A 26746-nucleotide genomic window follows, 5' to 3' on the forward strand; every position below is an offset into this window, starting at 1 on the left:
ACGGCAGGCGCAAAGGCAGTGATAACGGAATAATTTTCGCATGATCGCGAGTTTTTTTGCTGAAGAGGCCGGCGCAGCCGCCGGCTCAGGAAGACAGGGAAACGCGGCCGCTTAACGGCTGTGGTGGTGCTGCAGCCGTTCGCTGCGGTAGGCGCTCAGCAAGCACCAGCCGAGGGCGATCAGCGCCAGCGGCGCGGCGACGAAGCCGATGTTGCCCATGCCCAGATGCAGGCTCACCTGGTTGCCCAGCAGCGCGCCGCTGCCGATGCCGAAGTTGTACAGGCCGGAGAAGATCGCCATCGCCACGTCGGTGGCGTCCGGCGCCAGGCTCAAGACCCTGGCCTGCATCGACAGACCGATCGCCATGATCGCCATGCCCCAGAAAATGCACAGCACCGTCAGATGGCTTTCGCTGCCGGCGGCCGGCAACAGCAGCAGCAGGCTCAGGGCCAGCAGCGTAATGGCGCCGATAAAGAAGCCGGAAGGAAAACGCTCGCTGTAGCGGCTGAACAGCAGGCTGCCGACGATGCCGGCGGCGCCGAACAGCAGCAGCATCAGCGTGGTGAAGTTCTCCGACAGCCCGGCAACGGTCTGGATAAACGGCTCGATGTAGCTGTAGGCGGTGAAGTGCGCCGTCACCACCATGATGGTCAGCATGTACAGCGCCACCAGCGCCGGGCGCTTGAACAGCAGCGGCACGCTGGCCAGCGAACCGGAGTGCTCGCTTTTCAGCACCGGCAACAGGCGCCACAGCAGCACCAGCGCCAGGGTGGCGCACACCGCGATGCCGATAAAGGTCATGCGCCAGCCGAGCAACTGCCCCACCACCCGCCCGAGCGGCAACCCGAGCACCATCGCCAGCGCGGTGCCGCCCGCCAGCAGGCTCAGCGCCTGGGCTTTCTTGCCCGGCGGCGCCACGCGGATCGCCAGCGAGGCGGTGATCGACCAGAACACCGAGTGCGCCAGCGCCACGCCGGCGCGCGAGATAACCAGCGTGGTAAAGTTCCAGGCCACGGCGGTCAGTATGTGGCTGGCGATAAACAGCATGAACACGCCGATCAACAGTTTGCGGCGCTCGATCTTGCTGGTCAGCAGCATGCACGCCAGCGAGGCGGCGGCGACGATCCAGGCGTAAATGGTAATGATCAAGCCGACCTGTTCGGTTTGCATCGAAAAGCTGGCGGCGATATCGCTCAGCAGACCGACCGGAATAAACTCGGTGGTGTTGAATATAAAGGCCGAGACGGCGAGGATGACCACGCGCAACCAGGCGGTTGAGCGGGAAACGGGAGCGTGTTCCATGGTAAAAAAAATCCGGACAGGTGCGGGCAAGTCGCGATATTTTAACCAACCGGCCCGCTAAATGCGATACGCGTCACATTTTAATTGTGTGGTTTTTTTCACCACCCATCGACACGCTCACCGACGCACGGTTGCCAAAATGCTGTGCTAATCTATTGAAGCGTACCAATTTTTCCTGCCGCTCTTCCCCGGCTGCCCACGCGCCGCGCCGAAGACCCGCGCAGTGTCCCTTTGGCGTTTCCTGAGGCGAGGTCATTATGATGTCCGCGATTTATGATTGGTCCGTACTTGCCCTGCGCAATGTTTACGATCGCCGCATCCAGGGCCAGCCGGTGCTCGACAGCGCGGCCCTCTTCCCCGACGCCGAACGCTTCACCGCCCAATGGCGGCAGATCCGCGAAGAGGCGCTGACGGTCGCCCACGATCTGCACAATATCCCGCGCTTCCACGAGATCATGAGCCAGCAGGCGTCCATCTCCGCCAACGACGCGCGCGACTGGCGCATGTTCATCATGAAGGCCTATGGCCAGCCCATCCCCCGCAACCTGGCGCGCTGCCCGACGCTGGCGGCGCTGATCGCCTCCTCGCCGGACGTGCTGTCCGCGTCGCTCTCCTTCCTGGCGCCCGGCAAACAGGTGCCGCCCCATCGCGGCCCGTTCCGCGGCATTCTGCGCGGCTATCTGGTGCTGGACATGCCCAAACGCGCCGACGGCGCGCCGGCGGCGGTGCTGAAGGTGGACGGCCGCGAATATCGGCTGCACGAGGGGGAGTTCATGCTGTGGGACGATACCTTCGAGCACGAGGTATGGAACGACAGCCCGCAGGTGCGCACCGTGCTGCTGCTGGATATTCGCCGCCGCGACATGCCAGGCGGGCTGCAGCTGCTCTCCAGCGCCATCATCGCGCTGGTGCGGCTGAACGTGCGCTGGATGCAGCGCCAGTTCTGACTGCGGCGCACAGGCGATTAACCGCCCTGAGAAGCCAGCCACTGGCCGGCGGTGGTGGCGGCCATGCCCTGGCGCGCATTGAAGGTGTTCGCCTTATCCCAGGCCACGCCGTCGGGTCGGGCGAAAGCCAACCGGTATTTCGCGCCGACGTCATGCGGATGATTCCGCACCTCCGCCTGCAGCCGCTCTTTGTCCAACAGGACTCTGTTGACCTCCACGCCCCAGTGCGCCTGCATAAGATCGGCAAGCTCACGGTAGGTCAGCGTGTCCCCGGCGATATAGACCACCTGGTTGCGAAACGCGGGCCGATGGAAAAAAATCGCGGCCGTCAGCCGGCCAATGTCCTCGGGAGTGGTCAGCGTCACCGCATACTGCCAGTCACCCAGCGCGCGCACGGTTTTGCGTTCCGCATCCACCACGCCAAAACCCGAGTCAAACAGGTAGCTGGTGAAAATGCCCGTGGAAACAATCACCCACGCCGTTGCGCTCTGCGCGCGCAGCAGGTGACGCACCTCGAGCTGTTCATCCCACACCGGCTGCCCGCTGCCTTTACCGACGACATCGTAGTCCACGCCGAACTGCCACGGGAAGTAGCGCGCCACGCCGGCCTGCAAAACGGCCTGGGTGATCTTTATCTGCGTGCCCGCCCCGCCGACGAAGCCGCTGCAGTTGATTACCGCATCAAAGCCACGCAGCAGCACGCTCAGCGCATCCACCCCGCTTTGCTGCAGATCGCCTTCCACCACGGCGATCCCGAGCCGCGCCAGCTCATCCCGCCGCGCCCGGAGCGGGCCGCTCACGGCGCGGGCGGCCTCCGGCCGGAGCAGTACGCTGATTTTTAAAGATGGAGATAACCGAGCCTGCCGGCTCATCGCTCGCAGTACCGGCAGCCCCAGTTCGCCGGCGCCGAGTATGAGCACGGTATTGATGGATGGATTTGTGGATTTCATGCTTGCCTCCTGTCTTGACACTGCGTCATCCTGACAGCTGACAAAAACGGGTTCAATTAGGTACACGCGTGATACCGGGGAGGAATATGACGAGCGATCGGGAAGCGCTGCTGCAATTTTCGCAAGCGTTCTGTGAAGCATTGAGCAACGACGATGAAGGGTTGAAGCGCGAGATCCTCGCGCATGCGGGCAACCGTTGGTCGCTGGGCGTATTGCATCTCCTGGGCACCCACGGGCCGCTGCGCCACGGCGAACTAGGCCGCCAATTAGCGGGCGTGACGCAGAGAATGCTGACGCGGACGCTGCGCCATCTCGAGCGGGATGGGTTGATATCCCGCTGCGATTATCAGGAAAAACTGCCCCGCGTGGTTTACACCATCACCGAGGCGGGGGAAGAAATGCTGCTCAACATGCTGCCGCTCTGGTCGTGGATTATCTCCTCCGCCGACGCCTTCAGGGCAGCCCGCTCGCAGTACGATGGCCAAGAGCGCGACGCCGAAAAATGAACGCGGGCTTCCCTGCCCGCAGGCGGCTGTCAGCCGCCGCCCAGATACGCCTTTCTCACCTGCGGATCGTTCAACAGTTCTTCCCCGCTGCCGGTGAGGCGGATCTGGCCGTTGACCATCACATAGCCGCGATCGGACAGTTTCAGCGCATGGTTGGCGTTCTGCTCCACCAGAAACAGCGTCATGCCGCTGCGGGTCAGTTCGCGCAGCACCCCGAAGATCTGCCGCACCACGATCGGCGCCAGCCCCAGGCTCGGCTCGTCCAGCAGCAACAGCTTCGGCCGGCTCATCAGCGCGCGGGCGATCGCCAGCATCTGCTGTTCGCCGCCGGACATGGTCATCGCCCGCTGGTTGCGCCGCTCTTTCAGGCGCGGAAACAGCTCGAACATGCGCGGCAAATCCTCTTCCAGGTAGCGATTGCCGACGGTGATGGTGCCCATCAGCAGGTTCTCCTCCACGCTCATGTCCGGAAAGATGCGCCGCCCTTCCGGCGCCTGCGCGATGCCGCTGCTGGCAACAAAGTGCGTGGAGCGGCGGCTGATGTCCTCGCCGCGAAACAGGATCTGCCCGCCGGCGATGCGCGGCTGACCGAAGATCGACATCAACAGCGTGGACTTGCCCGCGCCGTTGGCGCCGATCAGCGCCACCGTCTCCCCGGCGTTCACCTGCAGCGACACCTGGCGCAGCGCCTGGATCGGCCCGTAAAACACATCGACCTCGCGAAATTCCAACATCGCTTCGCTCATCCCGCCAGCTCCTCTTCGTCCGCGCCCAGGTAAGCGGCGATCACCGCCTCGTTGTGCTGAATCTCCTGCGGCGTGCCGCGGGCGATCACATCGCCGTGATCGAGCACGATCACCCGATCGGAGATCTCCATTACCATGCCCATGTCATGCTCGATCAGCAGCACCGTGATGCCGTGATCCCGGCGCAGGAAGCGGATGATGCGGCTCAGCGCGGCCGTCTCCACCGGGTTCAGCCCGGCGGCCGGTTCGTCGAGGCAGATCATCTCCGGCGCGGTGCACATGGCGCGCGCGATCTCCAGCCGCCGCTGCTGGCCGTAGGACATCTCCCCCGCCAGCCGGTTGGCGCAGTCCGCCAGATCCACCACCTCCAGCCAGTAGAAGGCGTGATCGAGCGCGGCGCTTTCCGCCCGGCGGTAGCCCGGCGTATTCAGCACCCCGGCGATCAGATTGCGGTTGCTCTGCATGTGCTGCGCCACCAGCAGGTTCTCCACCACCGACATTTCGCGGAACAGGCGGATATTCTGGAAGGTGCGCGCCAGCCCGGCGCGGTTGACCAGGTGGGTGCCGCCGAACATCTTGTAATAGAGGCGCGAACCGAGCCGCTTCGGGCGTATCCAGTCGCCGGCGCGGAACTTCTGCCCCAGCACCTGGATCACATCGGTCGGCCGCTTGTGGGTATTGAGCAGGATCGCGCCGCCGGTGGCGCGATAGAAACCGGTCAGGCAGTTGAACACCGTGGTCTTGCCGGCGCCGTTGGGGCCGATCAGGGCGGTGATGGAACCACGCTCCACCTCCAGATTGACGTCGTTTAGCGCCTTGATGCCGCCAAAGCGCATCATCAGGTGTTCCACCCGCAAAATGGCGTCGCTCATGGCGCCACCCCCTTGCGTTCCGCAAAGCTGGCGCGGCTGATGCGCACCAGCCCGCGCGGCCGCCAGATCATCATCGCCACCATCAGCACGCCAAACAGCAGCACCCGGTATTCGGCGAAACTGCGCAGCAGCTCCGGCGCCACCGTCAGCACAAAGGCCGCCAGCACCACGCCGAGGGTGGAGCCCATGCCGCCCAACACCACGATCGCCAGAATCAGGGCCGACTCGAAGAAGGTGAACGAAGTCGGGTTGACGAACCCCTGATAAGTGGCGAAAAACACCCCCGCCAGCCCGGCGGTGGAAGCGCCCAGCATAAACGCCGACAGCTTCACCAGCACGTGGTTCAGCCCGAGGGAGCGGCAGGCGATCTCGTCCTCGCGCAGCGCCTCCCAGGCGCGGCCGATCGGCATGCGCGTCAGCCGGTGCTTGATGTACAGCACCAGCAGCACCACCAAAAACAGCATCGCGTAGATGAAGATGAACTTGAGGTTGGGATTGTAATCGATGCCGAGAAACTCGTGGATCGGCACCCCGCCGTCTTTAGCGCGCCGGCCGAACTCCAGGCCGAACACCGTCGGCGCCGGCACCGAAATGCCGTTCGGCCCGCCGGTGAGCGACATCCAGTTGTTCAGCACCAGCCGGATGATCTCGCCGAACCCGAGCGTGACGATGGCGAGATAGTCGCCGTGCATGCGCAGCACCGGAAAGCCCAGCAGCGCGCCCGCCAACGCCGCCATCAGCGCCCCGAGCGGCAGCATCGCCCAAAAACCGAGCCCGAGATACTGGTAGCCCAACGCCAGCCCGTAGGCGCCGATGGCGTAAAACGCCACGTACCCCAGATCGAGCAGCCCCGCCAACCCGACCACAATGTTCAGCCCCAGTCCGAGCAGCACGTAGATCAGGCCGAGGATCGCCACCGTCAGCAGGTATTTGGTGGCGACGAACGGGAACAGCAGCGCGATCGCCGCCATCAGCGGCAGGAACCAGCGCAGATTGGATTTATAGCCCAGCGGACGCACGTAAACGCCGTCGTTGCCGCCGTCGAAGCGCGCCAGCACCTTGCGGCCCGGCGCGGTTTGCAGGAACAGGCTCAGCAGCAGCCGCCCGGCCATCACCGCGACGATGATCCACACCAACCGGTGCGGTTCGAAGTTAAAGCTGTAGCCGTTCAGCACGATGCCGACGATCGGCCCGAACACGATCAGGGCGATCAGCCCGGCCAAAACGGCATCCAGCAGGCTGCGTTTGACGTTCAGCCCGCCGTTGATTACGGATTGCGACATGGCGTTCTCCTTAAACCTTGGCGACCAGCGGCCGGCCGAGCAGGCCCTGCGGGCGGAAGATCAGGATCGCCACCAGCAACCCGAAGGAGAACACGTCCTTGTAATCCGAATTCACCATCCCGGCGAACTGCGCCTCCGCCACGCCGAGCAGCAGCCCGCCCAGCATCGCGCCCGGCAGCGAGCCGATGCCGCCCAACACCGCGGCGGTGAAGGCCTTGATGCCGATGATAAAGCCGACGTAAAAATCGAAGGTGCCATAGTTCATGGTGATCAGTACCCCGGCCAGCCCGGCCATGGCGGCGCCGATCACGAACACCAGCGAGATCACCCGATCGGTATTGATGCCGAGAATCGAGGCCATTTTGCGATCCTGCTGGGTGGCGCGGCAGATGCGCCCCAGCCGGGTGCGCTGAATGATGTAGGTGAGGATCGCCATGCCGAGCAGCGACGCCACCAGAATGAACACCTTGGTGTAGGTGATCTGCACCACGCCGCCGTCGAATTCCAGGCGGAACACGCCGCTCAGCAGCGTCGGGATGCCCTGCTGACGCGGCCCCTGGCTGATCTGCGCATAGTTTTGCAGGATTAACGACATGCCGATGGCGGAGATCAGCGGCGCCAGGCGGGTAGAGTTGCGCAGCGGCCTGTAGGCGATACGCTCGATCACCCAGCCGTACACCCCGGTGATGACGATGGTGAATACCAGCGTGCCGAGGATCAGTAGCGGGAACGAGTGCAGCCCGAAGAACGACAGCAGCGCCAGACCGATGGCGCACAGGTAGGCGGAGATCATGTACACCTCGCCGTGGGCGAAGTTGATCATGCCGATGATGCCGTAAACCATGGTGTAGCCGATGGCGATCAGGCCATACACCGCGCCGAGGGTCAGGCCGTTGATCAGCTGTTGCAGAAAGAATACATCCATAATGAGCAGTCTCGCCTGGTAAGGCCGCCAACGCAGTCCGACGCGGCCCAAAGGTAGTCGCGGAACGGGCGCGCCAAGGCGGCGGCCCGTCGGTCATAGGGTCACACCCTCAATGTTCGGCCGTTTACAGTTGGTGATATTTGCCCTTGTCATCCCATTGATAGACCACGTAATCCGAGACCTTCAGATCGCCCTTCTGATCCCAGGCTTTTTTACCCATCACGGTGTCAACATCGTGCGACTTCAGCCATTCGGCGGCCTTGGCGCTGTCTTTGCCGCCGGTGGCGTTGAAGGCGGCGGCGATCGCCTGGATCGAAGCGTAGGAGTAAAGGGTGTACCCTTCCGGCTCAAAGCCGCTGGCGCGGAACTTGGCGATCACCGCCTTGCCTTCCGCGATCTGGCGCGGATCGTTGCCGAAGGTCATCAGCACGCCGTTGGTGTACTGCGGCCCGCCGGCGGCGGTCACCAGCTCTTCGGTCACCACGCAGTCGCCGGAGAAGAACTTGGCGGTCACGCCCTGCTCGCGCATCTGGCGCACCAGCGGCCCGGCTTCGGGATGGCAGCCGCCGAAGTAGACCACGTCCGGCTTGACCGAGGCGATCTTGGTCACCAGGGCGTTGAAGTCTTTCTCGCCGCGCGACAGCCCCTCATACAGCACCTCTTTAACCCCGCGCTTGTTCATCGCCGCCTTGGCGGCGTCCGCCAGCCCCTGGCCATAGGTGTCTTTATCGTGGATCACCGCGATGCGTTTGGCCTTCAGGGTATCCAGCATGTAGTTGGTGGCGATGACGCCTTGCTGATCGTCGCGCCCGCACATGCGGAACATGGTCTTCATGCCGCGCTCGGTGATCTGCGGGTTGGTGGAACCGGGAGTAATGGCGATGATGCCGGCCTCGTCATACACCTCGGAGGCGGGCATGGTGGATGAGGAACAGAAGTGGCCGACCACCGCCGACACCTTGTCCTGATCCACCAGCCGGTTGGCGACCGCGACCGCCTGTTTCGGTTCACAGGCGTCATCCCCCTGCACCAGTTTGATTTTTTCCCCTTTGATCCCGCCGGCGGCGTTGATGTCCGCCGCCGCCTGCGAAGCCCCGCGCCAATACTGATCGCCATAGGTGGCGTTCGGCCCGGAGAACGGCCCGGCGACGCCGATGACGATATCGGCCTGCGCGGAAAACGCCGTACCTAAACAACCGATGAGCAAAGCAGCGAGCGGACTTTTTATCAATTTCGATGACATTGTTATCTTCCTCAGCACTGTTGTAGCGAAACGCCCTGGGGCGCGGATCAGTCACTTTATGTGTAGACGGGGAAAATAATTTTCTTGAGAGCGCAGTCGCATTCCCCAAAAATGGGTAAGCAAAAATCCAGCCATTGTGACGACGAATACATATTGTTTGCTTATTCATCCTACATATCAGTTGCGGCGCGGCGTGTGGCGGCGTTAACCAGGCTCTGGCCAATACGGTTAGCGCGAGTGGAAGTATGGGTGGAAGAACGGCCCTGCACCATCGCCGTGCAAAGGCGTGTGCAAGCGGCGTCAAAACGATTGGGGATGCAAAAATCAACGCATAGCGATGGAAAATGCCGAAAAACAGCGCAAGGTGCTCATTCCCTCAGCAAACGCGCTTTTTTTGCAGTTTAGCGCTTTGACAAACCCCGGATGCCCCGCTATTATTCGCCCCGTTCCAACGATTCCTCTGTAGTTCAGTCGGTAGAACGGCGGACTGTTAATCCGTATGTCACTGGTTCGAGTCCAGTCAGAGGAGCCATATTTAGAGAAGCCCGCTTAAGGAAACTTAAGCGGGCTTTTTGCTTTAACGCTGAATGCATGGACAGGCAGCGTTACTCCTTGGCTATCGGCGCGTCATTCTCTTCAATTTTTACCTTGCCCTGAATATCCGCAATCTTCTGCGCCAGACCCGCTACCTGCGCTTTGCTGTGCAGCAAGGTATAGGTCAGATCAAACTGCGCACTGGCGCCAGGCTGCAGCTGCTTAACGCGTTTTTGTTCGCGCTCAATAGTGACCGGGTAGGCATAGCTGGTGCCCGGCTCAATCCCCGTCACATACCCCTGTTTTAACGTATCGGTATTCTTCCACAGCGTCAGGACGGGCAACTGGCGGGTATCGAACTGAATCGCCACCCCTTTGTCGCCCGCGTTATTGACCAGCGCCGCCAGCGTTTGATGATTCGGATCCGATAATGGCTTAATGTTAAAGACCATTTCATCGAACCCTTTGGTTGGGCCGGCATAGGTTCCCCAGGTCTTCAGCCCGGCTTTGGCATAGTCGTTAAACGGGCTGATGCTGGCGATCGGCGCCAGGAAGCGGGCACCATTTTCCAGAATCGGCGCGCCGAAATTGCTGTGATAAATAATCTGGTAGTCATGGGGATAATCCGCCCGGTTGGTTAACACATCATGCAGGCTGAAACTGTTGCTGCCGGGCACGTAGCGCAATTCGGTCAGGGTTTGCAGATCGGCTTTTTTGAATGTGCTCTCTTTGATCAGGCCGCGAATACGAATTTCATACGGCGCCGTATCCGCTACCTCAACCTCAACCCGCGAGGCCGGCGTATTGCCCGCTTTGCCGTGCAACGTGTAAATTTGCCCTGCGTCGGTCACCGGATGCCCGGTCCACTCATAGCCACAACGCACCATCATCTCATTGAAACCTTCCAGCCAGCCGAGCCCATTGCGGCTTTCCAGGTTGATAAAGGCGGGGTTGACCACCTCTTTGACCGGGGAATCCCATCCCATTTTCGCGCCAAAGCCTTCTGCCCGCAGGAGGTTCATGCCGCGGGTGGGACTCAGCGTGATGGTCAGGCCATCCTCGCTGCGGATAATGACGACTTTGCTACCTTCTTGCTTGCCGCCGTGCAACACTTTCTGCTCAATGCTGAACGTTTTATCCTTCACCTTCAGCGCCTCACTCGAAATCTTCCAGTTTCCTTTCTCCACGCCATCTTCAGCGCTGGTCAGCACCCAACTCTGCGCCGCCGCCTGCCCTGAAATCAGGGCCGAAAACACCGCCATAACCCATGTCTTTTTCATTTCCCTTCCCCTTTAGCTGAATCGATTTTTTTCTAAGCAAAGAAAATCTACTGTTAAGCAGGTTAAAGAAATGTGATGAGCTTCACCGGGTGAGTATTTGAAGAAATAGCGCGATAAAAATACGAATCTCATCGCAGTTTTAATGAAAGACGTTGATTTTTTGCACACAAAACGAGCTGCTTATCAACATAATTTGTATCGTTTCAGCTAAGGAGCAAGGAGACAGTTACGGGCAAGCAAGACATCGTGAAGGGAGTGCGGGTGGCTTGTTTAACGCTATCCGGCCCAAACGAAAGCGCTCAGCAGCCTGCCCGTCTTGAGCCTCGTTGCTTTCACGGCCGCCTGCTTGTGTCAAAGGAGCCCTGGTGCACAAAGCCCGCTCCGGGGAACCTGAGCGGGCTTTGTGCCTTTCTGCCGTTAGCGCTTACAGCACAAACTCGTAGTGAGAGCCGTCCGGCAGTTCGATGTCCAGGCGCAGTTTGCCGCCGGCCGCCTCAACATAGCGTTTAAGCGAAGACAGTTTCAGATCGCGGCCCGGTTTTTCCATCACGGCAACGGTCGGCTGCCTGATCCCCAGCGCCTGCGCCATTTCAACCTGCGTTTTCTGTACTTTTTCACGCAGCTCGGCAAGGTGAATGTTCAGCATGATGTCCGCCGCCAGCGCCTGCGCTTTGGCCACGACCTCGGGCTTTTCATCCGCAATAAGCTGTTCCAACGTTCTGCCCATCGCGTCACTCCTTCTCTTTTAATGTGTTCAGCCAGTTCGTGAATTCCCGATCGGCAACCTGGATCATCCGATCGTAAAAACGCTTTTCATTACCGGCTTTATTGCCCGCGCAAAGCACAATGCCAATACGGTACGGATCGAAAGCGAAGAATGCCCGCAACGGTTCGCCTCGGCACTGAATGCGCAACTCTTTCATATTGCTGTAACGTGAGCCTTTAACCGTATCGGCATAGGGTCTGGGCAGCCCCGGCCCCTTTTCCCGCAGGACCATCAATGCGGCAAGCACGCCGGCCCGATCGGCATCGCTAAGCGATCTGAACCAATGATCAAATGCATCCGTTGTTTTAATTTCCCACACGGGACCTCCCTAAAATATAGATCAGTAACTATATAGATGTAAAGCTATAGTAGAGAGGCGCTGGGATAGCATGCAAAGGCATGCGTGGATACTGCAAGGCTGAACGTACATCCACGTATTTTGCAAACGCAGTGCGAGGCATTCACCTTTTTACGCACGGTATCGAACAATCGTTCAGAGGCACGGGGCGCTTCCCCGCCGCCCCTTTATGAACCCTGTCACAAAAAGCGCATAACGTTTTCGGCGTTCTGCGCAGCGGGCGATGAGCGACAAACTTGTTAACGCCACGTTACATCGGGTTAGGCAACATTGTTAACGCCGATTGATGCGTCAAACGCATCGCGCCATGAGTTTATTGCGCTTATTTACTTTATTTTCCTGAGCGAGTCTTCAGCAACAGGCGCGGCGTCAAGCGCCAATAACAAACTGGAGATAAAGATGCATTCCTCTACCTCACCCATGACCACCCGGGCCAGAACCGGCGCGATACTGCGCGTCACCTCCGGCAACTTTTTAGAGCAGTTCGATTTTTTCCTGTTCGGCTTTTACGCTACCTACATCGCACACACCTTTTTCCCGGCCAGCAGCGAGTTCGCCTCGCTGATGATGACCTTCGCGGTATTCGGCGCAGGTTTTCTGATGCGCCCGATCGGCGCCATCGTGCTGGGCGCTTACATCGATAAAGTCGGCCGCCGCAAAGGGTTGATCGTGACCCTGTCGATCATGGCTGCGGGCACCTTCCTGATCGTGCTGATCCCCTCTTACCAAAGCATCGGGCTTTGGGCGCCGCTGCTGGTGCTGTGCGGGCGTCTGTTGCAAGGCTTCTCGGCGGGCGCAGAGCTGGGCGGCGTGTCCGTCTATCTGGCTGAAATCGCCACGCCGGGCCGTAAAGGCTTCTACACCAGCTGGCAGTCCGGCAGCCAGCAGGTGGCTATCATGGTGGCGGCAGCCATGGGCTTCGCGCTCAATGCGGCGCTGGAAGAAAGCGCCATTCGCGAATGGGGCTGGCGCCTGCCTTTCCTGTTCGGCTGCCTGATCGTTCCCTTCATCTTCTTCCTGCGCCGCAAGCTGGAAGAGACGCAGGAATTTACCGCTCGCCGTCACCACCTGGCGATGCGCGACGTGTTTAAAACCCTGCTGAAGAACTGGCCGGTGGTGATCGCCGGCATGCTGATGGTCGCCATGACCACCACCGCGTTTTACCTGATCACCGTCTATGCGCCGACCTTCGGCAAAAAGGTGCTGCTGCTCAGCGCTTCCGACAGCTTGCTGGTCACCCTGCTGGTGGCGATCTCCAACTTCATCTGGCTGCCCATCGGCGGCGCGCTGTCGGACCGTTTCGGCCGCAAACCGGTGCTGGTCGCCATGACGTTGCTGACGTTGGCCACCGCCTACCCGGCGCTGAGCCTGCTCGCCGCCGCCCCCAGCTTCAGCATGATGCTGGCCGTGCTGCTGTGGCTGTCCTTCATTTACGGCCTCTACAACGGCGCCATGATCCCGGCCTTGACGGAGATCATGCCAACGGAAGTGCGGGTGGCCGGGTTCTCGCTGGCCTACAGCCTGGCGACGGCGGTGTTCGGCGGCTTTACGCCGGTAGTCTCCACCGCGTTGATCGAATACACCGGCGACAAGGCTTCACCGGGTTACTGGATGAGCTTCGCCGCGCTGTGCGCCCTGCTGGCGACGCTGTATATGTATCGCCGCATCGCCATGCCGCTGCAAACCGCGCGCTAAGCCGCCATCTCAAAAGGAATGATGCCATGCAAAAACTCACTCGTTCGATCCTCGCCGCGCTGGTGTGCGCCTCCTGCAGTACGGCGGCGCAGGCCAAAGACGTGACCGTCATGATCTCCGGCGGCTTCAAAGCCGCGCTGGAGAAGCTGGCCCCGGAGTATGAAGCCCAAAGCGGCGACAAAATCATTCTGGTGTCCGGCCCCTCGATGGGCAAAACGCCGCAGGCGATCCCCGCGCGGCTGGCGCGCGGAGAGCAAGCCGATGTGCTGATCATGGTGGGCGACGCGCTCACCCAACTGGAAAAAGAGCGCTGGACCCAGCCGGGTTCGCGCGTGGAGCTGGCCGATTCGCCGATCGGCATGGTGGTCAAACAGGGCGCGCCCAAGCCGGTGATAAAAACGGATGCCGACCTGCGCAATGTCTTGCTGCAGGCGGACTCTTTCGCCTATTCCGACAGCGCCAGCGGCCGCTATGTCAGCGGCCAACTGTTCAAAAAGCTGGGCATCGAGGAACAGGTGAAAGGGAAAGCGCATAAGGTTGAGCGCATCCCGGTGGCCTCTGAAGTGGCGCAGGGGAAATACGCGCTGGGCTTCCAGCAAGTCAGCGAATTGCTGCCCGTGGCGGGCGTGACCTTTATCGGCGAGCTGCCTGAAAACGTGCAGTACATCACCCGCTTCGCGGGCGCGGTAACCGCCAAGGCGGAACACCGCCGCGAAGGCAAAGCGCTGCTGGACTTCCTCGCCTCCTCTCAGGCGCAGCCGACCATTCGCGCGACCGGCATGCGAACCGTGCCGGCGCCGCAGCCGGTCAGGCAGAGTGATACTGTTCAGTAATCAGCTTTTCCAGCTCGGCGGCGACGAAAGACTGCATGCGGCCGCCGCGTCTGATGAGGCCTACGGTGCGTTTCACCACCGGATCGACCAGCGGCACCGACGTCAACACCGAGTGCTCTGAAGCGGGCATCGACATGGCGGGCACGGCGGCAATGCCGATGCCCGCCTCAACCATGCCCAGCATGGTCGTCACATGGCGAGTTTCACATACGCTGGGGCGTTCCGGCACGAGGTGTTCCAGGCGCTGATCGAGCAGATTGCGATTGCCGGAGGTTTTATCCAGCGACACGTAATCCTGCTGATAAAACTCCCGCCAGGTGAGGCTCTTTTTACCGGCGAGCGGATGGTCGCGCCGGCAGGCGGCCACGTAGACGTCCCCCACCAACGGCACAAACTCAAGATTGGGCTGCAGCCGCCCGGCGAAGCAGATGCCGAAATCGGCCTGGCCGCCGGTGACCGCCTCGATGACATTGCCTGCGCTGCCGTCGATCAGCTTAACGCGCACGCGCGGATAGCGAAGCCGGAAACGGCGTATCACGTCGGGCATGAAATAGTAGGCCGCCGACGGCACCGTGGCGACGGTGACCAGCCCCACCCGCTCCTGGCTGACCTTATCGATATCGGCCATCACCGCTTCGACGTTCATCAGCAGCTGCTCCGAACGTTCGGCGAAGGCCTGCCCGTACAGCGTCAAGGTCACGCGCCGGGTGGTGCGATCGAACAGTTTGATGCCCAGCGCGTTTTCCAGCTTCTCAATCCTGCGGCTCAATGCCGACTGCGACAGGCAGATGGACTCTGCGGCCAGCCGAAAATTGCCGTACTCCACCAGCGCGCGAAACGCATAAAGATCGTTGAGATCAAAATTCACGGGCATAACGGCAACCTATCCTTACCATGGCGCCAAAGGCGTAAAGCAACGATAATAGCCGCTTATTTAGCCGCAGCAACCGGTTTAACGCCGGAGCGCGCCTCGCCGTTATCCTCCCAGCAGCACCGTCCCCCAAATAATGATGGTCATTATCACCGCCACCAGCTGCGCTGCGCCGCCCAGATCTTTGGCGCGTTTGGATAACGGATGCAACGCCAGCGAAATGCGATCGACCACGGTTTCAATCGCCGTATTAAGCAGCTCAACCACCAGCAGCAGGAAACTGCAGGCGATTAATAACAGCCGCTCCATTTTTGTAATATCCAGAGTAAATGTAACAACCAGTAAAATGGCGTTAATAACCAATAATTCACGAAACGCATTTTCGGTCAGCGCGGCGTCAATAAAGCCGGCCCAGGAGTTCCTTATGCTGTAGGTTAATCGGCTTATTCCCTTTTTCTTTTCCACAGGCATGCATTCTGCTCTCTTCAGCATCACGGCGATCGCGGTTCAATAAATCACGCGCCGTGAATTTATCTCGGGTTTATTAATTAACGGCCTTAACCGTTCCACTCCAGGGACAATGCTTTCACTCACGCTCAGTCCCCCAAAACGAACGGCGCCGCACGCAATGCGCTTATTATCCTGATGGCGTTAAAAGGCGATGCGATATCAGTCGATTAAAGCGTCTTTTCGTACAAACGGTAGCGCTTATAAGGCACCGCGCCGATACGTTCTAAAATCGTCCTCATGCCGGTATTGGTTTCCAGGATCCAGGACATTTCCAGCGCGTCGATATTGCGCTTGGCGAACGGCTCGCGCAGCGCCTCAATCAACAGCAATGCAATAATCGGCCCGATGCGGCTGAATTGATATTCCTGGCGAACGCCCATCAGCGGCACGCGCGCGGTGCGAACGCCGCTGACTTTCAGCCGCCACAATAACTTCGCCCAACCGAACGGCAATAACCGCCCCTGCAGATCGGCAATCGCCTCATTAATGTTCGGCAACCCGACGATAAAGGCGCAGGGCGCGCCATCCACCTCGGCGATATGGATCATATCGTCGGGCACCAAGAACTTCAGCTGATCCCCCATGGCGGCGAACTCATGCTCGGTGAACGGAACAAACCCCCAGTTATGCTGCCACCCCGAGTTGAACACCTCGCGCAGCACCTGCATCTCCTCGCGAAAGCGCTTGCGGTTGAGGCGGCGAACGGTCACCTTTTTGCGCACCTGATCCATCATCCGGGTCAGCGACGGCGAAAAATGCAGGTCGGTTCTTTTCATCCAATAAGCAAGCAAATCAATCCCTTCGCTATACCCTTGCTGCGCTATCTGGGCCGCGTAGTAAGGTTTGGCATGGGTCATCAGGGCCGACGGCGGCGTGTCGAACCCTTCGACCAGCAGGCCGCTTTCCTGATTGATATTGAGGCTGAACGGCCCGGTGATTTTCCGCGTGCCCTTGGACCGCAACCACTCCTCCGCCGCAGTGAATAACGCGCTGAACACGGCGGGATCGTCAACGGCGTCGATCATGCCGAAGTGACCGGAATCTTCTCCGTGCAGCGCCCGGTGCAGAGAATCGATTTGCGCGGTGATGCGCCCGACGACCTTCCCCTGCTTTTTCGCCACCCACGCCTGCCATTCGATATGATCGGTGCCGGGATTCTTCTTTGACAGGTGCTCTTCGCGCTCTAAATACAGCGGCTCAATCCAGTTCGGGTCATCACGAAACAGTAACGAAGGGAAAGCAATAAATTCTTTAAGTTCGCGTTTATCCAGAACTTTCTCAATACGGATCATAAATAGCCTTACGTTTTAATAAAATAATTAAATATGAGCGCGACAACGCCTTTAGCATTTTTTATGCTGTTCTCTTTTATTGGATTGTGTATCGCCTCCGGTTCAACGATAAGAAAAACCGAATATTTCCCCCTGTGAACCAGCGCATTATTTGCCTATCACGCGCACTGAGGCGGCGTGATTAAACAAAAAAAGGAAAGCCCAAAGCGGCGCTGACATGCTACGCTATGCGTGCTCTTTTATTATTTAGTGCTATTTGGGCGAAAGAAACCCGCCGCTTTAAGTGTACCGACTTTAATCAGGTGGCGCGCCGCCATTTTTACCACTTAATGCTCTTTTTAAGAATCAACTTAAATGAGGCATTCACTTTTTGATTTCTTGCGGCATACTGTTTAGGAAGTGTTTAAGTTCGAAGATAGCCATGCATGAGGTCATAACCTATGAGCAGACAGGTATTTCCTGCCCGACAGATGCAGACTAAAGAACGGCGAACCTCGGGTATTACAATCACCTCTCGTATATCTCCAGGTCGCCGCTCAAGGCTGATAATGCAGGCCGCTCACGCGCTACCGGGTTAATAACCGGCGTGCCGCTCAAGTACGGCAATATACGCAATTCGCGGAATGAAGATGGTTGAATAACAAACTTATTCAAAACCTATTCATAGTAAAACATCAATTACCTCGCCAAGAGTGATTTAACTCTTTTGGTGATTTTTAATCTATGGCTAAGTTTGTCTATGTCTGAAACAAGTTCCGTTCATTCTCTTCCCATGCGCTATGCGGACTTCCCCACTTTAGTGGACGCGTTGGATTACGCGGCGCTCGGTAATACGGGAATGAATTTTTACGATCGGCGCAATCAACTCGTGACCGTTCTCGATTATCGCACGCTGCAGCAAAAAGCGATCTCGGGCGCGCGGCGTTTATTGTCCCTGAAGCTCAAGAAAGGCGATCGCGTGGCGCTTATCGCCGAAACCAGCGCGGGGTTCGTCGAAGCCTTTTTCGCTTGCCAATATGCCGGCCTGGTGGCGGTGCCGCTCGCGATCCCGATGGGCGTGGGCCAGCGCGACTCCTACACCGCCAAACTGAAAGGGCTGATCGCCAGCTGCAACCCGGCGGCTATCATCAGCAGCGAAGAGTGGACGCCGCTCATCGCCTCCGCCACGGAAAACGCGTCAGCGATGCACATCCTCAGCGACGCGGATTTCAACGCATTGCCGGAGCCGGAGATCGCGTTGCCCGCGCCCTCGCCCGACGATATCGCCTATCTCCAATACACCTCGGGCAGCACCCGCTTCCCGCGCGGCGTGATCATCACCCAGCGGGCGGCGATGGCGAACCTGAATGCGATCAGCCGCGACGGGATCAAGCTGCGCGCGGGCGATCGCTGCGTGTCGTGGCTGCCCTTCTATCACGATATGGGCCTGGTCGGTTTCCTGCTGACGCCGGTGGCGACCCAGCTGTCCGTCGATTATCTGCGCACGCAAGATTTCGCCATGCGCCCGATGCAGTGGCTGAAACTGATCGCCAAGAATCGCGGCACGGTGTCCGTCGCCCCGCCGTTCGGCTACGATCTGTGTCTGCGCCGCAGCAACGCCAAAGAGCTGGCCGACCTGGATCTCTCCAGTTGGCGGGTCGCCGGCGTGGGCGCCGAGCCGATCCCGGCCGAGCTACTCAGCCAGTTCGGCGAACACTTCAGCAGCATCAACTTCGACAGCAAAGCCTTCATGCCGTGCTACGGCCTGGCCGAGAACACCCTGGCGGTGAGCTTTTCCGATCCTTGCTCCGGCCCGCAAACCAACGCGGTCGACCGCGATATTTTGGAGTACGAGGGTAAAGCGGTCGCGCCGGGCAAAAAAACCCGCGCCGTCTCGACCTTCGTCAACTGCGGCCGTGCGCTGCCCGGCCACCGCATTGAGATCCGCAGCGAAACCGGGCAACCGCTGCCGGAGCGCCAGGTCGGCCATATCACGATTTCCGGCCCCAGCCTGATGAACGGCTATTTCTGCGATGCTGAGTCCCAGCAGCAAATCCAGGTGACCGGCTGGATGGATACCGGCGATCTGGGCTACCTGCTGGACGGCTATCTGTACGTCACCGGCCGTAAGAAGGATTTGATCATCATTCGCGGCCGCAATATCTGGCCGCAGGATATCGAGTACGTCGCGGAATCCGAACCGGAAATCCGTTCCGGCGATGCGATCGCCTTCGTGACCGAAGAACACGACGAAGCGGCCAGGATCATTTTGCAGATCCAATGCCGAGTCAGTTCGGAAGAGCGCCGGGAGCAGATCGTGCATTCGCTGAGCGCGCGCATTCAAAGCGAATTCGGCATCGCGGTGGACATCGAGCTGCTGCCGCCGCACAGCATTCCCCGCACGTCGTCGGGCAAACCCGCCCGCGCCGAAGCCAAGAAACGCTGGCTGAGCGCTTCGCTCTACCCGCAAATGCCGCAGTTGGCCGGTTTCGCGCAATGAGCGGCACCGTGGCGGTGACGGGCGCGACCGGCTTTATCGGCCGGCATATCGTCCGGGAACTGCTGGCGCAGGGGTTTAGCGTGCGCGCCCTGACGCGGCAAGCCGACAAAGCCGCCGCGGACAACCTGCAGTGGATCCCCGGCGCGCTGGAAGATCGGCCTTCGCTCACCGAACTGGTGCGCGGCGCCGAGTGCGTCGTGCACTGTGCAGGCCAGGTGCGCGGGCATGCGGAAGCGGTGTTCACCCGCTGCAACGTGACCGGCAGCCTGAATCTGATGCAGGCGGCCAGGCAAAACGGCCGCTGCAATCGTTTCTTGTTCATGTCGTCGCTGGCGGCGCGCCATCCGACGCTGTCCTGGTACGCCCATTCAAAACAGGCCGCCGAGCAGCAATTGATCGCCGCCTCGGGCGAGATCGCGCTGGGGATTTTCCGCCCGACGGCGGTTTACGGGCCGGGCGATAAAGAGCTGAAACCGCTGTTCAACGGCCTGCTGCGCGGCGTGCTGCCCCGGCTGGGCGCGCCTGACGCCAGGCTCTCTTTTCTGCACGTGAGCGATTTGGCGAAGGCGGTCGGCCAATGGTTATTGGCGCAGCCCGCGCAGTCGAATATTTACGAACTGTGCGACGGCGTGGCCGAAGGCTATGACTGGCTGCGCCTGCGGGACATCGGCGCCGCCGTGCGTCACGGGCCGGTGCGGCTGGTGGGCATTCCGCTGCCGCTGCTGAAAGCCCTGGCGGATATCAGCGTGGTGTGGAACCGCCTGATAAAACAGGAGCCGATGCTGACGCGCAGCAAAATACGCGAATTAACCCATCAAGACTGGTCCGCCAACAATCAGGCGCTGTCGCAACAGATTAATTGGTTTCCACAGGTGAGTTTGGAGCGCGCGCTGCGTGAAGGGCTGTTTTAATTATTCCAAGTAGAGGTGTGTCAACGTTCTTATGCTAAATCGCGATGCTGTAATGGATTATATCCTGACGTGTTTGCAAGGTATCGTCGAAGGCGGAGTGGAAATAAAACCTGATAGCGATCTCGTCAATGATCTTGGCCTGGAATCCATCAGAGTCTTGGATCTGCTGATGATGCTGGAAGATGAATTAGATATCTCCATTCCGATCAATATATTGCTTGATGTCAGAACGCCTGAGCAACTGCTTGACGCGCTGCGCCCTTATCTGGAGAAAAACCATGGGACTGTATGATAAGTTTGCGCGGCTCGCGGGCGATCGCGAACAGTTTCAAACCTCCGGCCTGAATCCGTTCGGCACCTGCATCGACGAAGTCTATTCCGCCACCCAGGGGCGCATCGGCGATCAAAAGATTGTCCTCGCCGGCACCAATAACTACCTTGGCCTGACGTTCGATGCGCAGGCGATCGCCGCCGGCCAATCGGCCCTGGCCGCGCTCGGCACCGGCACCACCGGCTCGCGCATGGCGAACGGCAGCTACGGATCGCACCTGGCGCTCGAACGGGAGCTGGCGGCATTCTTCGATCGCCCGAGCGCCATCGTGTTCTCCACCGGCTACACCGCCAACCTGGGCGTCATCAGCACGCTGGCGGGGCCGGGATCCGTGGTGTTAATCGACGCGGACAGCCACGCGAGCATTTACGACGCCTGCGCCCTCGGCGGCGCGGAGATTATTCGCTTTCGCCACAATGACGCCGCCGATCTGGAGCGCCGCATGGTGCGCCTGGGCGAACGCGCCCGCGAGGCGCTCATTATCGTGGAAGGCATCTACAGCATGCTGGGCGACGTCGCCCCGCTGGTGGAAATCGTCGATATCAAGCGGCGGCTCGGCGGGTATCTGCTGGTCGACGAAGCGCACTCCTTCGGCGTGATGGGCGAACACGGCCGCGGCCTGGCCGAAGCGCTCGGCGTCGAGCAAGACGTGGATATCATCATGGGCACCTTCAGCAAAAGCCTGGCTTCGATCGGCGGTTTCGCCGTCGGCGGCAAAGGGATGGACGTGCTGCGCTACAGCAGCCGGCCGTATATCTTTACCGCGTCGCCGTCGCCGTCCAGCATCGCGTCGGTGCGCACGGCGCTGCAAAAAATCGCGCGCCATCCCGAGCTGCGGGAAAAGCTGTGGAGCAACGCGCACCGTCTGTACCACGGCCTCGCCGAACTGGGGTATACCCTGGGGCCGCGCATCAGCCCGGTGGTGCCGGTGATGATCGGTTCGAAGGAGGACGGCCTGCGTTTCTGGCGCGAGCTGATCGCCCACGGCGTGTATGTGAATCTGGTGCTGCCGCCGGCCGCGCCGGCGGGCGTCACCCTGCTGCGCTGCAGCGTCAATGCCGCGCACAGCGATGAAGAAATAGACACCATCGTGCGCGCCTTTGCGGCGCTGAAAAAATAAAGCCTTTCCCTCTCGGCCGCGGCGGCGAAAACGCCATCGCCGCCCTGCCGAATCGCTGCGCACCTCAGTGCGCAGCCGGTGATACCCCATCAGCCGAATAGCGATACCCCTGCGCCGCCATAAATTCCCCGATGGCTTTTTCCGCCGCCGAAAGCACCTCCTCGATCGGCCGATCGGCATCGAGATCCACGATGTCGGCGCCTTCGAAGGTCAATAACGGCGTGACGGCGATCTTCTTCTCCAGCGCCGCTTTGCGGTGATCGGGTTTACGGGCGCAGGCCACGTCCAGACTGACATTCAGCTTGAGCACCAGATCCGGTTTTTGCTTCGCCATCCACTGGAACGCCGCCCGCTCCCGCGCCGCCAGCCAACGGACGAAACGGCTGCCTTCGACATCGACGGGAAATACCGTGCCGTCATAAGCGCCGGGGATTTGCGCCTGCGGAAAACGGTCGGTCAGCACGATGAACCCCTGCCGCCGAAACGCCAGCATGCGGCGAAACCGCAGCAGCCGCCGCCCCACGAAGGCGATGATCACCGCCGACGGCAACAGGCCGATGCGGGATTTCTTCGTTTTGACTTTTTTGGTATTGCTTTCGATAGCCTTGCCCACCGAGCGCCCGAGCAGCGGCAATTTCGCCGCCGCGCGCCCGACGTTGCCCGCCTGTTTGCCCAGATGCACCTGCACCGCCGGGCCATAATGTTTCACATATTCGATCAGATGTTCACAAACAGTGGACTTACCCGATCCGTCGCTGCCGATAACCGCAATCAGCGGCGGAAATTTTGCATTCATAATCAGACTCTCTTTCAATACACCAGAAACGGCATGCCCTATTTGCAACGAAATATCGCTCACGGCCGCGACGGCAGCGCGAAGATAATTGCCATGACGCCGCGCCAAACCGCACAAAAGATTAAGCGAAAATTGAAAACCTCTGCTCTTTTTTCGCCGTGAGCCAGGCCGAAAGTTAACATAAAAAGCGAAACCGGCTCACGCCCGGCCAATTAGCACAAAATAACAAGAACGAACGCCATAAATATCAATTCAAATAACCAACTGGAATACCGAACCCATTATTTTATCGCGGCAAAGCACAATAAATATCTTGAACCCAAGGCGTATTGGAATACAATAGTTTTTTTCGCATTGGATTAATTATTGTGAGTCAGCAGATAAGACCTTCATCTGATCGCTCGCCCGTGCGCGTAATAGCGATAACCGGCTGTGACGGCTCGGGAAAATCCACCCTGGCCGCCAGTCTGGTCGAGGCCTTATCGGCGCAAGAACCTGCCGAACTGCTTTATCTCGGCCAGTCTTCCGGGCGTATCGGCGAATGGATCAGTTCGCTGCCGATTATTGGCGCGCCCTTCGGGCGTTATTTGCTGAAGAAATCGCAGCGCGTGCACGATCGCCCTGCTACGCCGCCGGATAATGCCACGGCGCTGGTGATCTTTTTACTTTCCTATTGGCGCGTTTTTAAATTCCGCCGCATGCTGAAGAAAAGTCGCCGCGGCGCATTGCTGATTACCGATCGTTATCCGCAGGCCGAAGTGGCGGGATTTCGTTTCGATGGCCCGCAGCTGGCAAAAACCGCCGGCGGCAATCGCTGGATACGCTGGCTGAGAAAACGCGAACAACGTCTGTACCACTGGATGGCGTCTTATCAGCCCTTATTATTAATTCGGTTGGATATTGACGAGCAAACGGCCTATTCACGCAAACCCGATCACTCGTTGGCGGCGTTGCGTGAAAAGATCGCCGTCATCCCGCACCTGACGTTTAACGGCGCTAACATATTGGATTTGGACGGCCGTGAGCCGGCCAAGCATATTTTCGATGCTTCGCTGCGCGCCGTTAAAATATCGCTGAGGGCCGCCAATGCCTAGCCGCCAAATAACCTTTTCGTACCGAAACAGATGAAAAAAAATAAACTCACTGCCGAACAGGATACCTCTCCCGCCTGCATCACCGGGCTGATTGCCGTGGTGGGCAGCGACGGCACGGGCAAGTCCACGCTGACCGCCGATCTGGTGAAAAACCTGCAGCAGCATCGCCCCACGGAGCGCCGCTATTTGGGGCTGATCTCCGGCGAAGACGGCGACAAAATCAAGAAATTGCCGTTCATCGGCGTGTGGCTGGAGCGGCGCCTGGCGGCCAAATCCGATAAAACCCAGCGCATGAGCAACAGGCCGCCGGCGCTGTGGGCGGCGCTGATCATGTACGGCTTTTCGCTGTGGCGCGCCGCCAACCTGCGCAAGGTGCGGCGGCTGGCGCAGAGCGGCGTGCTGGTGATCAGCGATCGCTACCCGCAGGCGGAAATTTCCGGTTTTTACTACGATGGGCCCGGCATCGGCGTGGAACGCGCAAAAGGCCGGCTATTGCGCCGTCTGGCGGCGCGCGAACGCCGTTTATATCAACGCATGGCCGTCTATCGGCCGGAGCTGATCATTCGCCTGGATATCGACGTCGATACGGCGTTTTCCCGCAAGCCCGATCACAGCTATGAAGAGCTGAAAGACAAGATTTCCGCCATGGTGCGCCTGCAGTACAACGGCGCGCGCATCATCGAGCTGGACGCCAGAGCCCCTTACGACGAGGTGCTGAGCAACGCGCTCAACGCCATTTCCGCCGTGGTGAATCCCGCGAAACGCCCACAGAGCGACATCGGGCAATCCGGCGAAAACGCCGTCAAAGAAACTCAGGTTTATTAAAAAGAGACAGGGCAAGCGCATGAGTGCAGAACACAAGATGCACAAAAATAACGATGATGGCTGGTTTAAGTTATGAAACGATGGTTTTCCGATGGCGCGTTTCGTTCCATTTTACGTAATGCCGCCTATTTAGGCTCCGGCAGCGTCGCCAGCGCACTGCTTGGCCTGCTGGCGCTCTCCTGCGCCGGTAAAGGCATGTCGCCTGAAATGTTCGGCGTGCTGGTGGTGATCCAGGCCTATACCAAAGCGGTCAGCGATTTCATCAAATTCCAGACCTGGCAGTTTGTGGTGCAATTCGGCACCCCGGCGCTGGAGCATCAAAATACCGGGCGCTTCCGCGACGTCGTCGCGTTCTCCTTCGGCCTGGATATCGCCAGCGGCGTCATCGCCGTGCTGGGCGGCATGATCATGCTGCCGTTCTTGTCACACGCCCTGGGGCTGGACAGCGAAAGCTTCTGGCTCGCCATGCTGTACTGCACCCTGATCCCGTCGATGACCTCGTCCACGCCGACCGGCGTGCTGCGCGCCTTCAACCGCTTCGATCTCATCGCCATCCAGCAGGCGATCAAGCCGTTCCTGCAGGCGGTGGGCAGCGTCATCTCCTATTATTTCGATCTGGGGTTCCCCGGCTTTATCGTCACCTGGTACGCCTCTAACCTGATCGGCGGCACGCTGTTTTGGTGGTTCACCGCGCGCGAGCTGCGCCGCCGCGATATCCACGGCGCGCTGAGGCCGCGCCTGTTCAACGTCGCGCGCCGCATCGAGGGCGCCTGGAACTTCGTCTGGACAACCAACATCGCCCACACCATCTGGGCCGCGCGCAACTCCTGCACCACCGTGCTGGTGGGCGTGGTGCTCGGGCCGGCCGCCGCCGGGCTGTTCAAGATCGCCATGACCTTCTTCGATGCGACGGGCACCCCGGCCAAGCTGCTGGAGAAAAGCTTCTATCCCGAGATCATGCGTTTGGATCCGCGCACCAAGACCCCGTGGCTGCTGGGCCTGCGCTCTTCGTTGCTGGCCGGCGGCATCGGTCTGGCCGTCGCGGTGTTGATGTTGCTGGTGGGCAAGCCGCTTATTTCCGCGGTCTTCGGGCAGCAATACCTGGAAGCCTATGACCTGATTCAAATCATGCTGGGCGCGATCATCGTCTCGATGATGGGCTTCCCGCAGGAATCCTTGCTGTTTATGGCGGGCAAGCAGCGCGCTTTCCTGATCGCGCAGGCGACGGCCTCGGCGGCCTACATTGCGCTGCTGGTGTCGATGGCGTATGCCTTCGGCGTGCAGGGCGCCGCCTTCGCTTATTTACTGGGGCAATGTTTAGACGTGCTGTTATCCCTGATACCGACGATCGGCGCCTACCGCAATCGCTTTATGTTGGGGCTGAATGTGCCCAAAGAGAGTAATCAATGACCGCTAACACGAATTGGAAGAAGTTCTCCGCCGAAACCACCCAGGCGCTGTTTGTCGCCGTGGAAGAGGATGACCTGGTCGAGGCGAATATCAGCCTGCCGCAGCAGATCGATCTGGAATGCTCCCCCGAGAGCATCCGGGACAACTACGCGCTGTGCCTGCAGTTTTGGGAAGACGGCTTTTCCCGCCGCGAGCTGCTGCAACTGGTGAACGGTTTCCTGCAAGACCCGCAGTTGGCGGCGGCAACGCGCATGCGCTACAAATATATCCGCGCCCGCTATAAGCACCTGCGCTTCGCCCAGCAGCTGTACGGCGCGCCCCACCGCGCCAACCGCCTGTTCCACACCACCACCGTGGTGCTCGGCCATTTTCAGGACGCGTTTCGCAACGGCAACCAGAAGAACCTGACGCTTTACGGCAACCTGCTGCGGCTGCTGCTCAGCAAGCCGGTATGGTCTTACGTGCGCTATGCGCTGCGCCACACCCGCCTGGAAAGCGCACAGGGCTTTATCGCCTACCGCCAGGAGCAGATGCGCCAGCTGCAGACGCTGATCGCCGGCCCGGCGCTGACCGGGCATCAATTCCACGACGTGCGCAAAATCGTCAGTCGCCAGGTGTCGTTTTACGACACGCTGAGATCGATCGATCCGGACAACCGCGAGGCCCGGCAGATTTCGCGCTTCCTGGCGGCGATTAACGGCCTGATGGGCGACCGGCACGACGTGATGGTGGCGGACAAGCTGGCCGGCGGCGATATCTATGACCGGCCGGCGACGCTGGACATCGATATCCGCCAGCGCCTGGAGCTGCTGCTGGCGCGTTTTCCGCTGTCGTTTTCCCCGTCGGCCGTCGCGGCCGGCAGATAAG

Annotated in this window: 26 protein-coding genes and 1 tRNA gene; 13 read left to right on the plus strand and 14 right to left on the minus strand. The window is 59.9% G+C overall.

From position 1 onward, the window contains the following. Nucleotides 1–111: 111 nt before the first annotated feature. On the minus strand, nucleotides 112–1302 hold the full coding sequence (locus tag ACSBQV_RS11755) for a sugar transporter (RefSeq protein WP_099784438.1): 1191 nt from the start codon (nucleotides 1300–1302) through the stop codon (nucleotides 112–114). Between the two features lie 260 nt (nucleotides 1303–1562). On the opposite strand from ACSBQV_RS11755, the gene ACSBQV_RS11760 reads away from it, so the two are divergent. Then, on the plus strand, nucleotides 1563–2249 hold the full coding sequence (locus ACSBQV_RS11760) for an aspartyl/asparaginyl beta-hydroxylase domain-containing protein (RefSeq protein WP_434991447.1): 687 nt from the start codon (nucleotides 1563–1565) through the stop codon (nucleotides 2247–2249). A gap of 17 nt (nucleotides 2250–2266) precedes the next feature. On the opposite strand, the gene ACSBQV_RS11765 is transcribed toward ACSBQV_RS11760, so the two are convergent. After that, complete coding sequence (locus tag ACSBQV_RS11765) at nucleotides 2267–3199, minus strand: aromatic alcohol reductase (RefSeq protein ID WP_099784440.1); 933 nt, start codon at nucleotides 3197–3199, stop codon at nucleotides 2267–2269. 86 nt (nucleotides 3200–3285) lie between these two features. Between ACSBQV_RS11765 and ACSBQV_RS11770 the strand changes: the two genes are divergently transcribed. Continuing rightward, entirely contained in the window at nucleotides 3286–3705 is a 420-nt protein-coding gene (locus tag ACSBQV_RS11770) for a winged helix-turn-helix transcriptional regulator (RefSeq protein WP_033651871.1), read from the plus strand. Between the two features lie 29 nt (nucleotides 3706–3734). Here the strand turns inward: ACSBQV_RS11770 and ACSBQV_RS11775 are convergent, their stop codons facing one another. The 5 genes from ACSBQV_RS11775 to ACSBQV_RS11795 all read right to left on the minus strand — a co-directional run bounded on the left by ACSBQV_RS11775 (nucleotide 3735) and on the right by ACSBQV_RS11795 (nucleotide 8774). Continuing rightward, on the minus strand, nucleotides 3735–4451 hold the full coding sequence (locus ACSBQV_RS11775; RefSeq protein ID WP_033651872.1) for an ABC transporter ATP-binding protein: 717 nt from the start codon (nucleotides 4449–4451) through the stop codon (nucleotides 3735–3737). Further along, the gene (locus tag ACSBQV_RS11780) at nucleotides 4448–5323 is read right to left on the minus strand and encodes an ABC transporter ATP-binding protein (protein WP_033651873.1); all 876 of its coding nucleotides are present in this window, start codon (nucleotides 5321–5323) and stop codon (nucleotides 4448–4450) included. Before ACSBQV_RS11780 ends, ACSBQV_RS11775 begins: the two co-directional genes overlap by 4 nt. Then, complete coding sequence (livM, locus tag ACSBQV_RS11785; RefSeq protein ID WP_033643751.1) at nucleotides 5320–6606, minus strand: high-affinity branched-chain amino acid ABC transporter permease LivM; 1287 nt, start codon at nucleotides 6604–6606, stop codon at nucleotides 5320–5322. Before livM ends, ACSBQV_RS11780 begins: the two co-directional genes overlap by 4 nt. Before the next feature lie 10 nt (nucleotides 6607–6616). Beyond that, nucleotides 6617–7531, minus strand: coding sequence for an ABC transporter permease subunit (locus ACSBQV_RS11790; RefSeq protein ID WP_016927041.1), 915 nt, complete (start codon nucleotides 7529–7531; stop codon nucleotides 6617–6619). A gap of 124 nt (nucleotides 7532–7655) precedes the next feature. Then, nucleotides 7656–8774: a branched-chain amino acid ABC transporter substrate-binding protein gene (locus ACSBQV_RS11795; RefSeq protein ID WP_016927040.1), complete on the minus strand. Its 1119-nt coding sequence runs from the start codon at nucleotides 8772–8774 to the stop codon at nucleotides 7656–7658. Nucleotides 8775–9230: 456 nt separating this feature from the next. Between ACSBQV_RS11795 and ACSBQV_RS11800 the strand changes: the two genes are divergently transcribed. Further along, a tRNA-Asn gene (locus ACSBQV_RS11800) sits at nucleotides 9231–9306 on the plus strand. A 73-nt stretch (nucleotides 9307–9379) separates the two neighbouring features. Here the strand turns inward: ACSBQV_RS11800 and ACSBQV_RS11805 are convergent. From ACSBQV_RS11805 to ACSBQV_RS11815, 3 genes are all read right to left on the minus strand, one after another. Continuing rightward, nucleotides 9380–10588, minus strand: a complete 1209-nt coding sequence (locus ACSBQV_RS11805; protein WP_099784442.1) for an aldose 1-epimerase family protein — start codon at nucleotides 10586–10588, stop codon at nucleotides 9380–9382. Nucleotides 10589–11012: 424 nt separating this feature from the next. Then, the gene (locus ACSBQV_RS11810) at nucleotides 11013–11315 is read right to left on the minus strand and encodes an XRE family transcriptional regulator (RefSeq protein WP_016927038.1); all 303 of its coding nucleotides are present in this window, start codon (nucleotides 11313–11315) and stop codon (nucleotides 11013–11015) included. Between the two features lie 4 nt (nucleotides 11316–11319). Beyond that, nucleotides 11320–11673: a type II toxin-antitoxin system RelE/ParE family toxin gene (locus ACSBQV_RS11815; protein ID WP_099784444.1), complete on the minus strand. Its 354-nt coding sequence runs from the start codon at nucleotides 11671–11673 to the stop codon at nucleotides 11320–11322. 438 nt (nucleotides 11674–12111) lie between these two features. On the opposite strand from ACSBQV_RS11815, the gene ACSBQV_RS11820 reads away from it, so the two are divergent. Together ACSBQV_RS11820 and ACSBQV_RS11825 are read left to right on the plus strand one after the other, a co-directional pair. Beyond that, the gene (locus tag ACSBQV_RS11820) at nucleotides 12112–13407 is read left to right on the plus strand and encodes an MFS transporter (protein ID WP_033643756.1); all 1296 of its coding nucleotides are present in this window, start codon (nucleotides 12112–12114) and stop codon (nucleotides 13405–13407) included. A gap of 26 nt (nucleotides 13408–13433) precedes the next feature. Beyond that, entirely contained in the window at nucleotides 13434–14240 is an 807-nt protein-coding gene (locus tag ACSBQV_RS11825; RefSeq protein ID WP_099784446.1) for a substrate-binding domain-containing protein, read from the plus strand. Here the strand turns inward: ACSBQV_RS11825 and ACSBQV_RS11830 are convergent. The 3 genes from ACSBQV_RS11830 to ACSBQV_RS11840 all read right to left on the minus strand — a co-directional run bounded on the left by ACSBQV_RS11830 (nucleotide 14215) and on the right by ACSBQV_RS11840 (nucleotide 16913). Beyond that, nucleotides 14215–15114, minus strand: coding sequence for a LysR family transcriptional regulator (locus tag ACSBQV_RS11830; RefSeq protein WP_046896395.1), 900 nt, complete (start codon nucleotides 15112–15114; stop codon nucleotides 14215–14217). The genes ACSBQV_RS11825 and ACSBQV_RS11830 overlap by 26 nt on opposite strands. A 102-nt stretch (nucleotides 15115–15216) precedes the next feature. Further along, on the minus strand, nucleotides 15217–15582 hold the full coding sequence (locus ACSBQV_RS11835; protein WP_033643759.1) for a diacylglycerol kinase: 366 nt from the start codon (nucleotides 15580–15582) through the stop codon (nucleotides 15217–15219). Between the two features lie 206 nt (nucleotides 15583–15788). After that, complete coding sequence (locus ACSBQV_RS11840) at nucleotides 15789–16913, minus strand: N-acetyltransferase (RefSeq protein WP_099784448.1); 1125 nt, start codon at nucleotides 16911–16913, stop codon at nucleotides 15789–15791. A gap of 739 nt (nucleotides 16914–17652) precedes the next feature. On the opposite strand from ACSBQV_RS11840, the gene ACSBQV_RS11845 reads away from it, so the two are divergent. Genes ACSBQV_RS11845 through spt form a run of 4 tightly spaced genes read left to right on the plus strand, consistent with a single transcriptional unit; the run spans nucleotide 17653 to nucleotide 21754 of the window. Further along, a complete protein-coding gene (locus ACSBQV_RS11845; protein ID WP_033643761.1) occupies nucleotides 17653–19392 on the plus strand; it encodes a fatty acyl-AMP ligase in 1740 nt (579 codons plus the stop codon). Continuing rightward, nucleotides 19389–20303, plus strand: a complete 915-nt coding sequence (locus ACSBQV_RS11850) for an NAD-dependent epimerase/dehydratase family protein (protein WP_033643762.1) — start codon at nucleotides 19389–19391, stop codon at nucleotides 20301–20303. The genes ACSBQV_RS11845 and ACSBQV_RS11850 overlap by 4 nt, the downstream gene beginning before the upstream one ends. A gap of 31 nt (nucleotides 20304–20334) precedes the next feature. After that, nucleotides 20335–20595: an acyl carrier protein gene (locus ACSBQV_RS11855; RefSeq protein WP_015378483.1), complete on the plus strand. Its 261-nt coding sequence runs from the start codon at nucleotides 20335–20337 to the stop codon at nucleotides 20593–20595. Continuing rightward, nucleotides 20582–21754, plus strand: a complete 1173-nt coding sequence (spt, locus tag ACSBQV_RS11860; protein WP_089194954.1) for a serine palmitoyltransferase — start codon at nucleotides 20582–20584, stop codon at nucleotides 21752–21754. Before ACSBQV_RS11855 ends, spt begins: the two co-directional genes overlap by 14 nt. 64 nt (nucleotides 21755–21818) lie before the next feature. Here spt and ACSBQV_RS11865 read toward each other — a convergent pair whose 3' ends face one another. Further along, the gene (locus tag ACSBQV_RS11865) at nucleotides 21819–22550 is read right to left on the minus strand and encodes an ATP-binding protein (RefSeq protein ID WP_099784452.1); all 732 of its coding nucleotides are present in this window, start codon (nucleotides 22548–22550) and stop codon (nucleotides 21819–21821) included. A 368-nt stretch (nucleotides 22551–22918) separates the two neighbouring features. On the opposite strand from ACSBQV_RS11865, the gene ACSBQV_RS11870 reads away from it, so the two are divergent. The 4 genes from ACSBQV_RS11870 to ACSBQV_RS11885 all read left to right on the plus strand — a co-directional run bounded on the left by ACSBQV_RS11870 (nucleotide 22919) and on the right by ACSBQV_RS11885 (nucleotide 26745). Continuing rightward, nucleotides 22919–23644, plus strand: coding sequence for a lipoprotein (locus ACSBQV_RS11870; protein ID WP_033643765.1), 726 nt, complete (start codon nucleotides 22919–22921; stop codon nucleotides 23642–23644). 30 nt (nucleotides 23645–23674) lie between these two features. After that, a complete protein-coding gene (locus tag ACSBQV_RS11875) occupies nucleotides 23675–24469 on the plus strand; it encodes a hypothetical protein (RefSeq protein ID WP_099784454.1) in 795 nt (264 codons plus the stop codon). A gap of 72 nt (nucleotides 24470–24541) precedes the next feature. Continuing rightward, nucleotides 24542–25879, plus strand: coding sequence for a lipopolysaccharide biosynthesis protein (locus tag ACSBQV_RS11880; RefSeq protein WP_004935553.1), 1338 nt, complete (start codon nucleotides 24542–24544; stop codon nucleotides 25877–25879). Next, nucleotides 25876–26745 (plus strand): hypothetical protein, encoded by an 870-nt coding sequence (locus tag ACSBQV_RS11885; RefSeq protein ID WP_033643767.1) that lies wholly within the window; start codon nucleotides 25876–25878, stop codon nucleotides 26743–26745. Before ACSBQV_RS11880 ends, ACSBQV_RS11885 begins: the two co-directional genes overlap by 4 nt. Nucleotide 26746: the final 1 nt, after the last annotated feature.

The sequence above is a fragment of the Serratia sp. B501 genome (assembly GCF_051172315.1).
GTDB classification, from domain to species: domain Bacteria; phylum Pseudomonadota; class Gammaproteobacteria; order Enterobacterales; family Enterobacteriaceae; genus Serratia; species Serratia ureilytica.

Bases quoted from the DNA above. Each gene is read 5' to 3' on its own strand.
- ACSBQV_RS11755 (WP_099784438.1), bottom strand. From the start codon at position 1,302: ATGGAACACGCTCCCGTTTCCCGCTCAACCGCCTGGTTGCGCGTGGTC.
- ACSBQV_RS11760 (WP_434991447.1), top strand. From the start codon at position 1,563: ATGTCCGCGATTTATGATTGGTCCGTACTTGCCCTGCGCAATGTTTAC.
- ACSBQV_RS11765 (WP_099784440.1), bottom strand. From the start codon at position 3,199: ATGAAATCCACAAATCCATCCATCAATACCGTGCTCATACTCGGCGCC.
- ACSBQV_RS11770 (WP_033651871.1), top strand. From the start codon at position 3,286: ATGACGAGCGATCGGGAAGCGCTGCTGCAATTTTCGCAAGCGTTCTGT.
- ACSBQV_RS11775 (WP_033651872.1), bottom strand. From the start codon at position 4,451: ATGAGCGAAGCGATGTTGGAATTTCGCGAGGTCGATGTGTTTTACGGG.
- ACSBQV_RS11780 (WP_033651873.1), bottom strand. From the start codon at position 5,323: ATGAGCGACGCCATTTTGCGGGTGGAACACCTGATGATGCGCTTTGGC.
- livM (WP_033643751.1), bottom strand. From the start codon at position 6,606: ATGTCGCAATCCGTAATCAACGGCGGGCTGAACGTCAAACGCAGCCTG.
- ACSBQV_RS11790 (WP_016927041.1), bottom strand. From the start codon at position 7,531: ATGGATGTATTCTTTCTGCAACAGCTGATCAACGGCCTGACCCTCGGC.
- ACSBQV_RS11795 (WP_016927040.1), bottom strand. From the start codon at position 8,774: ATGTCATCGAAATTGATAAAAAGTCCGCTCGCTGCTTTGCTCATCGGT.
- ACSBQV_RS11805 (WP_099784442.1), bottom strand. From the start codon at position 10,588: ATGAAAAAGACATGGGTTATGGCGGTGTTTTCGGCCCTGATTTCAGGG.
- ACSBQV_RS11810 (WP_016927038.1), bottom strand. From the start codon at position 11,315: ATGGGCAGAACGTTGGAACAGCTTATTGCGGATGAAAAGCCCGAGGTC.
- ACSBQV_RS11820 (WP_033643756.1), top strand. From the start codon at position 12,112: ATGCATTCCTCTACCTCACCCATGACCACCCGGGCCAGAACCGGCGCG.
- ACSBQV_RS11825 (WP_099784446.1), top strand. From the start codon at position 13,434: ATGCAAAAACTCACTCGTTCGATCCTCGCCGCGCTGGTGTGCGCCTCC.
- ACSBQV_RS11830 (WP_046896395.1), bottom strand. From the start codon at position 15,114: ATGCCCGTGAATTTTGATCTCAACGATCTTTATGCGTTTCGCGCGCTG.
- ACSBQV_RS11835 (WP_033643759.1), bottom strand. From the start codon at position 15,582: ATGCCTGTGGAAAAGAAAAAGGGAATAAGCCGATTAACCTACAGCATA.
- ACSBQV_RS11840 (WP_099784448.1), bottom strand. From the start codon at position 16,913: ATGATCCGTATTGAGAAAGTTCTGGATAAACGCGAACTTAAAGAATTT.
- ACSBQV_RS11845 (WP_033643761.1), top strand. From the start codon at position 17,653: ATGTCTGAAACAAGTTCCGTTCATTCTCTTCCCATGCGCTATGCGGAC.
- ACSBQV_RS11850 (WP_033643762.1), top strand. From the start codon at position 19,389: ATGAGCGGCACCGTGGCGGTGACGGGCGCGACCGGCTTTATCGGCCGG.
- ACSBQV_RS11855 (WP_015378483.1), top strand. From the start codon at position 20,335: ATGCTAAATCGCGATGCTGTAATGGATTATATCCTGACGTGTTTGCAA.
- spt (WP_089194954.1), top strand. From the start codon at position 20,582: ATGGGACTGTATGATAAGTTTGCGCGGCTCGCGGGCGATCGCGAACAG.
- ACSBQV_RS11865 (WP_099784452.1), bottom strand. From the start codon at position 22,550: ATGAATGCAAAATTTCCGCCGCTGATTGCGGTTATCGGCAGCGACGGA.
- ACSBQV_RS11875 (WP_099784454.1), top strand. From the start codon at position 23,675: ATGAAAAAAAATAAACTCACTGCCGAACAGGATACCTCTCCCGCCTGC.
- ACSBQV_RS11880 (WP_004935553.1), top strand. From the start codon at position 24,542: ATGAAACGATGGTTTTCCGATGGCGCGTTTCGTTCCATTTTACGTAAT.
- ACSBQV_RS11885 (WP_033643767.1), top strand. From the start codon at position 25,876: ATGACCGCTAACACGAATTGGAAGAAGTTCTCCGCCGAAACCACCCAG.